We start from the raw sequence: 8,282 nt of genomic DNA on the forward strand, positions 1-8,282 counted from the left end.
CGCTCATGACGCTAAATGATTAATGGGCTAGTGAACAGGTTTTTAGATGAACAAAGAAGAGCGAAAATTTAAAGAGAAGCTACCAAGCGACAAAGTAAAAAGTTTGGGGTTTTCTTTAGCGAGGATGTTGATTGTTCCTTCTATATATTTGCTTACGATGAATGTTCTACACTTTTATGGGCACGTTGAGGAAAAAAGCGATAATTGGTGGAGTTTTGTTTTTGTTTACGTTGGCGCAGAAGTGATCGAGTTTTATAGAAAATTGATAGTGCTCCAAGAAGAGTTACAAATTAAAGAAGGCAAAGAATTATGAGTGCAGGTTTAAAATTAAGAAAAGCGGTTGAAGAAAATAACCCGCTACAGGTAATGGGTACGATTACAGCATACGCGGCGCGTATGGCTGAGAAGGTCGGCCATAAAGCGGTTTATTTATCAGGTGGCGGCGTTGCAGCTAACTCTCTGGGTATGCCGGATTTAGGTATTTCTACAGCAGAAGACCTATTAGTTGACATACGTCGTATCACTGACGTTTGTAGTCTGCCATTATTGGTAGATATCGATACCGGTTTCGGTGGTGCTTTTAACATCGCTCGTACTACGCGCTCTTTGATTAAAGCAGGCGCTGCTGGTTTCCATATGGAAGACCAGGTTGCAGCGAAGCGTTGTGGTCACCGTCCGAACAAAGAAATCGTCAGCCAGCAGGAAATGGTCGATCGTATTAAAGCGGCTGTTGATGCTCGTACCGATGAAAACTTTGTGATTATGGCACGAACCGATGCTTTAGGTGTCGAAGGTATGCAGTCGGCAATTGATCGCTCGAATGCCTGTCTTGAAGCCGGTGCGGATATGATTTTCCCAGAAGCAATGAGCAAGCTGGAAGATTATAAATATTTCCGTGAACACGTGAATGCGCCGATTTTGGCGAACATTACTGAGTTCGGTAAAACGCCATTATTCTCGTGTGAAGAATTAGGTGAGCAGGGCGTAGATATTGTGTTGTATTGCTGTGGTGCATACCGCGCAATGAACAAAGCAGCGGAAACTTTCTACAGAGATGTGCTTGAGAAAGGTCATCAACGTGATGTCGTAGAAATCATGCAAACTCGTGAAGAGCTTTATGATTATCTGGGTTACCACGATTATGAGCAAAAGCTGGATCAGCTTTTTGCTGAAGGAAAAGAGAAGTAGGCATTAATAAGTAACTCATCAAATGTGCTATAAGTCTCTACATTACTTGTCATCCTGAATCAAGTTCAGGATGACATGAGCTGGCATAGGCGGTGACGTTGGATACTAAAGAGAATTTAAATTTAAAACAGGAGTAGATAGTATGAGTGAGTCAGTTTTACCAAAACCAAAAAAGTCGGTCGCCTTATCGGGTGTGCCAGCAGGTAATACTGCCCTATGTACGGTAGGTCGTAGTGGAAACGATTTGCACTACCGTGGCTATGACATTCTAGATTTAGCGGAAACGTGTGAGTTCGAAGAAATTGCTCACTTGCTAATTCATGGCAAATTGCCAACGGCTGCAGAACTTAAAAACTACAAGCGCAAATTAAAGGCACTTCGTGGTTTACCTGCGTTAGTGCAGGACGCGCTAGAACTGATTCCTGCCAATGCTCACCCAATGGACGTTCTACGTACCGGTTGTTCAATTTTAGGTACAGTACTTCCTGAGCGTGAAAGTCAGCCACTAAATGAAGCAAAAGATATCGCTGACCGTTTAATGGCATCGTTCCCTTCAATGCTTCTTTATTGGTATCACTTCTCGCATAATGGCGTAGCGATTGATCTGGAAACTGATGAAGAATCTATCGCTGGTCATTTCTTACACTTATTGCATGGTGAGCCTTGCCCTGATTCTTGGGTTCGTGCGATGCAGATTTCATTGAATCTTTATGCTGAGCATGAATTTAATGCATCAACATTCACCAGCCGCGTGATTACAGGTACAGGTTCAGACATGTACTCAGCAATTTGTGGTGGTATTGGCGCATTACGTGGTCCGAAACATGGCGGTGCTAACGAAGTCGCGCTAGATATTCAAATGCGTTACGACAACCCAGACCAAGCTGAAGCTGACATCAAAGAGCGTATTGCTCGCAAAGAAATCGTCATTGGTTTCGGTCACCCGGTTTACACAACTGGCGATCCTCGTAACAAAGTGATCAAAGAAGTTGCGAAAGAATTATCAGTTGAGCAGGGCGATACTAACTTGTTCAATATTGCAGAGCGTCTTGAAACCGTTATGTGGGACGAGAAGAAAATGTTCCCGAATCTGGACTGGTTCTCAGCCGTGTCTTACAACAAGATGGGTATTCCGACTTCTATGTTTACACCTATTTTTGTGATGTCACGTATTTCTGGTTGGGCAGCGCACGTAATGGAGCAGCGTCAAGACGGCAAGATTATCCGTCCTAGTGCGAACTATACGGGGCCGGAGCCGAGAGAGTTTGTTGAAATCGACAAACGTTAAAAATGTTTTTTAGCGCCAATAGCGGCGTTACGCGGTGAATTTATTATCGGTCATTTAGTTTATCTAAACTCCCTCAATAAATTCACCGCAAGCCTTGCTCTTAACGCTAAAAATTTATTTTGATTTTTATAGGTTGGGTTAGAGGCTATAAGTCTCGTAACCCAACAATTTTCTGATTTATGAAATCAAAATTTCAATCAAGGAATTAAGGATAAAGCGATGAAATATTTAATTGGATTATTTTTGATGGTGAGCTCTATGGTTAGTATGGCAGGAGATGACTGGTATATCGGAACTTGGGTTATCGATGCTGATAAAACCAAAGAGCACTCTCAACACTTAACAGCTGAAGAAAAGAAATTAGCCGAGCGAGCCCAGCAGGCTGCAAACAAAGGCTTTTATGAAATTAATAATGATTATTTTAAGTTGTTTTCTAAAGATGTAGGGTTAAGTTCACCAGACTTTTACTACACAATTGAGGAAACTGATAGAGACACCGTCCTTCTGAATGCTAAAGAATCAGAAAACTCTTTTGAGTTGGGGCAGGATGCTTATGGTATCTACATGCTGGTCAAAGACATTGACTATAAGATGCAGGATGAAAAGTTCGGTGCAAAGTCTTTTGTAGTCGACGAGAACGGTGAAAAAATTATTGAGCGTGAAACGATGGCGAAAGCCTATCTTAAAGCTTACGATAAAGAGATTGATCGCGAATATTACAAAACATATAAGAAATAGTAGCGAGACAAATAAGTTTTAAACAGAGACCTAAGGTAATATGAACACAAATTATAGAAAGAAACTTGAAGGCACGGACTTAGATTATTTCGATACGCGTCAGGCGATCGAAGATATCCAACCGGGCGCTTACGATAAACTTCCATACACGTCAAAAGTTTTGGCTGAAAACTTAGTTCGCCGTTGTGATCCTGAGTCGCTGACGGATAGCTTAAAACAGCTAATTGAGCGTAAGCGTGACCTGGATTTCCCATGGTTTCCTGCACGAGTGGTGTGTCACGATATCTTAGGTCAAACGGCATTTGTTGATTTAGCAGGTTTGCGCGACGCTATCGCAGAAGGTGGTGGCGATCCTGCGCAGGTAAATCCTGTGGTTCCTACTCAATTAATCGTGGATCACTCATTAGCCGTAGAACACGGTGGTTTTGAGAAAGATGCTTTTGAGAAAAACCGTGCGATCGAAGAGCGTCGAAATGAAGACCGTTTTCACTTTATTAACTGGTGTAAAACAGCGTTTAAAAACGTTAACGTTGTACCACCAGGCAACGGCATTATGCACCAGATCAATCTGGAGCGTATGTCGCCAGTAATTCAGGCACGCGACGGTGTGGCTTTTCCAGATACTTTAGTCGGTACTGATAGTCATACGCCAATGGTTGATGCGCTAGGCGTTATCGCTGTCGGTGTGGGTGGTCTTGAAGCTGAAAGCGTCATGCTGGGTCGTGCTTCTTATATGCGTCTTCCTGATATCGTAGGTGTTGAATTAACGGGTAAACCTCAGCCAGGCATTACCGGTACGGATATTGTATTGGCGATTACCGAGTTCTTACGTAACGAGCGAGTGGTTTCGGCTTACCTGGAATTTTTCGGCGAAGGTGCTGCACACTTAACGCTGGGTGATCGCGCGACGATTTCGAACATGACGCCAGAATACGGCGCAACAGCTGGTATGTTCTATATTGACGAGCAAACCATTGATTACTTAAAACTAACTGGCCGCGATGACGAGCAGGTTAAGTTAGTTGAACAATACGCTAAAGAAACGGGCCTATGGGCAGACGGTTTAACGGGCGCAGAATACGAGCGTGTACTGACGTTTGATTTATCATCGGTTGGTCGTAACTTGGCGGGACCATCAAATCCTCATGCACGTGTATCTACTGCCGATTTAGCAGAAAAGGGTATCGTAAAAGATTATGAGATCGAAGAAGGCAAAATGCCGGATGGTGCTTGTATCATTGCCGCGATTACCAGCTGTACCAATACCAGTAACCCACGCAACATGATTGCCGCGGGTATTATTGCGCGTAACGCCAACAAAGTGGGTTTGCAGCGTAAACCATGGGTAAAAACATCGTTGGCACCGGGCTCTAAAGCGGTAACCGCTTATCTAGAAGAGTCGAACCTACTTCCAGAAATGGAACAGCTAGGTTTTGGTGTGGTCGGTTATGCCTGTACTTCGTGTAACGGCATGAGCGGTGCGCTGGATCCAAAAATTAAGCAAGAAATTGAAGAACGCGATTTGTATTCGACCGCCGTGTTATCGGGTAACCGTAACTTCGATGGTCGTATTCATCCTCATGCCGATCAGGCTTTCCTTGCTTCGCCGCCATTAGTTGTCGCCTATGCTATCGCTGGCACCATTCGTTTTGATATCGAAAAAGATCCGCTTGGTACTGATAAAGATGGTAACCCAGTAACCTTAAAAGATATCTGGCCGACTGATGAAGAAATTGATGAAATTATTTCTCAGAGCGTTAAGCCACAACAGTTCCGTGACGTTTACGAACCGATGTTTAACGTCAAAGTCGACATGGGCGATAAAACGGATCCACTGTATGACTGGCGTGAAATGAGCACCTATATCCGCCGTCCTCCGTATTGGGAAGGAGCGTTAGCGGGCGAACGTACAATGAAAGATATGCGCCCACTTGCTGTATTGGGTGACAACATCACAACCGATCATTTGTCGCCATCAAACGCGATCCAAAAATCAAGCGCTGCCGGTGCTTACCTCGACAAGATGGGCGTGCCGGAAGAAGACTATAACTCGTACGCCACACACCGCGGGGATCACCTCACAGCACAACGCGCGACATTCGCTAACCCGAAATTGTTAAACGAAATGGTTCGTGATGAAGACGGTTCGGTAAAGCAAGGTTCGTTAGCGCGTCTTGAGCCAGAAGGCAAAGAAATGCGCATGTGGGAAACGATTGAAACCTACATGGAGCGTAAGCAGCCGTTAATCATTGTGGCTGGTGCGGACTATGGTCAGGGCTCTTCGCGAGACTGGGCGGCGAAAGGTGTCCGTCTGGCAGGCGTAGAAGTCATTGCTGCGGAAGGCTTTGAGCGTATTCACCGTACTAATCTAATCGGCATGGGCGTATTACCGCTTCAGTTTGAAGAAGGCACGACACGCAAGACACTAAACATCGACGGTACTGAAACTTACGATGTGGAAGGGGAGATTGCACCGGGCGCAACCATGACATTAGTCATCAAGCGCAAAGACGGCGAACGCGTAGAAGTACCGATGATTTGTCGTTTGGATACGGCTGAAGAAGTTTCCATTTACTCTGCCGGTGGTGTACTGCAAAGATTCGCACAAGACTTTTTAGCAGCGAGTTAGTATTTCCTGTCATCCCGCGGTTTAACCGCGGGATCCAGTGTCTTGTAGGTTGGTGGTGAGCTTGCGAACCCCAACAATATTGATAACAGGTGTTGGGGTTCATTCTTCAACCGGGTCTGCCCCTTTGGGTGCAACCTACAAAAAAATGTCATTCCGCACTACGATGCGGAATCTAGTGACTTTAAAAAGGCAAAACCATGTCAAAAACATTTCCTCCACAAATTTTCTCTCCACAGATCAGGATCCCAGCCACATACATGCGTGGCGGAACCAGTAAAGGTGTTTTCTTTAACCTGAACGATCTGCCGAAAGAAGCGCAGGTTCCGGGGCCAGCACGTGATGCCTTATTACTTCGTGTGATTGGCAGTCCTGATCCATACGGTAAACATACAGACGGTATGGGCGGCGCAACCTCCAGTACCAGTAAAACGGTGATCCTGTCGAAGAGCGAGATGGCAGATCACGACGTTAACTATCTATTCGGACAGGTCTCGATTGATAAACCGTTTATCGACTGGAGCGGCAACTGCGGTAACTTAACAGCAGCAGTGGGCTCTTTCGCCATCAACAGTGGCCTTGTCGACGCTGATCGAATTCCTGAAAATGGTCATGCCGAAGTTCGTATCTGGCAGGCCAATATAGAGAAAACCATAATCGCTCACGTACCGATTACTGATGGTCAGGTACAGGAAACCGGCGACTTTATTCTCGATGGTGTAACCTTCCCAGCGGCAGAAGTGCAGGTGGACTTTCTTGACCCGGCGGGCGAGGGCTCCATGTTCCCAACTGGTAATTTAGTGGATGAATTAGAAGTACCGGGAATAGGCACTTTTAAAGCGACCATGATTACCGCAGGTATCCCAACCATTTTTCTGAACGCTGACGAAATCAACTTTAATGGCAAAACCTATAACGGAACAGAGTTACAGGAAGCCATTAACAACGATGATGAAGCGTTGGAAATGTTTGAGACGATTCGTGCACACGGTGCCGTAAAGATGGGGCTTATTGAAAACATTGAAGAAGCAGCCAATCGTCAGCACACACCAAAAGTTGCCTTTGTCGCCAAGCCAGCGGATTACGTATCGTCCAGTGGTAAAAACATCAGCGCCAGTGATATCGACCTCAACGTGCGCGCACTGTCCATGGGCAAACTACACCATGCTATGATGGGCACAGCTGCCGTCGCCATCGCAACAGCTTCAACCATCCCTGGAACCGTGGTAAACCTGGCAGCAGGCGGTGGCGATCGCCAAAGCGTTGTCTTCGGACATCCTTCAGGAACCCTAAAAGTCGGCGCAGAAACCGAACTGCAAAACGGTCAGTGGATCGCAAAGAAAGTCTTTATGAGTCGTAGCGCAAGAGTACTGATGGAAGGCTGGGTGCGAGTACCGGGAGATTGTTTTTAATAACACTTAATAAGTTTATTGGTTAAATTTCCCCAAAAAAAGCCGCATTGTTTCACGGCTTTTTTTGTGGGAAGATTATTTGCAAATAATATTTTATATAAAGGGATTGGCATGCTTGGAATGTTAAAAGTAGTATCTACTTTCTCGTTAATGCTTATTTTACTGAGTTGTACAGCTTTTAAAGCTCCCCATGAAATTAATGCAGTAACAAATAAAGTAGAAACTTTTAAAAATAGAGCAGAATTAAGGGAGTATATACGGGAGACAAAAGCTTTTGCTAAATACAGGGAGAAAGAGAGAGATAAACTTTATGAGGAAGACTTCGGAGATAGGGTAGTTGTAACCGGCAGTAGAATCACGGCTTCTGATTTACCATCTATTACTAATAATCAAGTTCAAGGTGTGGATGAAGGCGATATTATTAAGCGCTATGGCGAGTTTCTGTTTATTCTACGAAATGGATCTCTCTACAGTATTAGGATTAATAATAATTCGCTAAGGACACTAGATAAAGTAGACGTCGAATCGAAAAACCTGGAGCTGAGAAAAGATACTTGGTTTGATGAAATGCTGATTAATGACGGGGTTCTACTAATAACTGGCTTTAATTATGAGTATGACTATACAGTATTAAGCCGGTACCGTATTTCAGATGAGGGAAGACTCACTTATCTGAATACCCATGTTATAACTTCAAATGATTACTTTAGTGGGACCAATTATGGTTCACGATTGTTCGGTGGAAAACTTATTAGCTACATACCATTCAAGCTGCGATTAGATAGTGGGTATTTATCCTCATTTCCCAACATAGCGCTGATTAAATCTAAGCAAAGTATTGATAAGGATAAGCTTGACTGGGAAGCTCTAATTGATATTTCTGATATAGTAAAACCATCTAATTGTAGTGGTCAACAAAACCCGGACACCTTTTTAGCTAATTTCTCGGCTTTTGCCGGTGGTAGACCATCATTAAATTGATGCGGTCGCTCCCAGTTGTAATAATTCATCAGGAAGTAACTGACATCAC

Annotated in this window: 6 protein-coding genes and 1 pseudogene; all 7 read left to right on the forward strand. The window is 44.3% G+C overall.

Annotation, left to right across the window (positions count from 1 at the left end):
• Positions 1-46 precede the first annotated feature (46 nt).
• Complete coding sequence (locus tag H7708_RS09505) at positions 47-313, forward strand: hypothetical protein (RefSeq protein ID WP_223670508.1); 267 nt, start codon at positions 47-49, stop codon at positions 311-313.
• Positions 310-1,188 (forward strand): methylisocitrate lyase, encoded by an 879-nt coding sequence (gene prpB, locus H7708_RS09510; protein WP_223670510.1) that lies wholly within the window; start codon positions 310-312, stop codon positions 1,186-1,188. The genes H7708_RS09505 and prpB overlap by 4 nt, the downstream gene beginning before the upstream one ends.
• A gap of 142 nt (positions 1,189-1,330) precedes the next feature.
• Entirely contained in the window at positions 1,331-2,476 is a 1,146-nt protein-coding gene (gene prpC / locus H7708_RS09515) for a bifunctional 2-methylcitrate synthase/citrate synthase (RefSeq protein WP_223670512.1), read from the forward strand.
• Positions 2,477-2,695: 219 nt separating this feature from the next.
• Positions 2,696-3,214, forward strand: a complete 519-nt coding sequence (locus H7708_RS09520; RefSeq protein ID WP_223670513.1) for a hypothetical protein — start codon at positions 2,696-2,698, stop codon at positions 3,212-3,214.
• Between the two features lie 40 nt (positions 3,215-3,254).
• Entirely contained in the window at positions 3,255-5,843 is a 2,589-nt protein-coding gene (gene acnD / locus H7708_RS09525; protein ID WP_223670514.1) for a Fe/S-dependent 2-methylisocitrate dehydratase AcnD, read from the forward strand.
• A gap of 197 nt (positions 5,844-6,040) precedes the next feature.
• Positions 6,041-7,252, forward strand: coding sequence for a 2-methylaconitate cis-trans isomerase PrpF (gene prpF, locus H7708_RS09530; protein ID WP_223670516.1), 1,212 nt, complete (start codon positions 6,041-6,043; stop codon positions 7,250-7,252).
• 150 nt (positions 7,253-7,402) lie between these two features.
• Positions 7,403-7,876 (forward strand): annotated as a pseudogene (locus H7708_RS09535) (beta-propeller domain-containing protein); the annotation flags it as partial.
• Positions 7,877-8,282 lie beyond the last annotated feature (406 nt).

The organism is Kangiella shandongensis, assembly GCF_020005365.1.
Taxonomy (GTDB): domain Bacteria; phylum Pseudomonadota; class Gammaproteobacteria; order Enterobacterales; family Kangiellaceae; genus Kangiella; species Kangiella shandongensis.

What these genes read in the sequence shown, in the direction of transcription:
- prpB (WP_223670510.1), top strand. Translation starts at nt 310, where the DNA reads ATGAGTGCAGGTTTAAAATTAAGAAAAGCGGTTGAAGAAAATAACCCG.
- H7708_RS09520 (WP_223670513.1), top strand. Translation starts at nt 2,696, where the DNA reads ATGAAATATTTAATTGGATTATTTTTGATGGTGAGCTCTATGGTTAGT.
- H7708_RS09505 (WP_223670508.1), top strand. Translation starts at nt 47, where the DNA reads ATGAACAAAGAAGAGCGAAAATTTAAAGAGAAGCTACCAAGCGACAAA.
- acnD (WP_223670514.1), top strand. Translation starts at nt 3,255, where the DNA reads ATGAACACAAATTATAGAAAGAAACTTGAAGGCACGGACTTAGATTAT.
- prpC (WP_223670512.1), top strand. Translation starts at nt 1,331, where the DNA reads ATGAGTGAGTCAGTTTTACCAAAACCAAAAAAGTCGGTCGCCTTATCG.
- prpF (WP_223670516.1), top strand. Translation starts at nt 6,041, where the DNA reads ATGTCAAAAACATTTCCTCCACAAATTTTCTCTCCACAGATCAGGATC.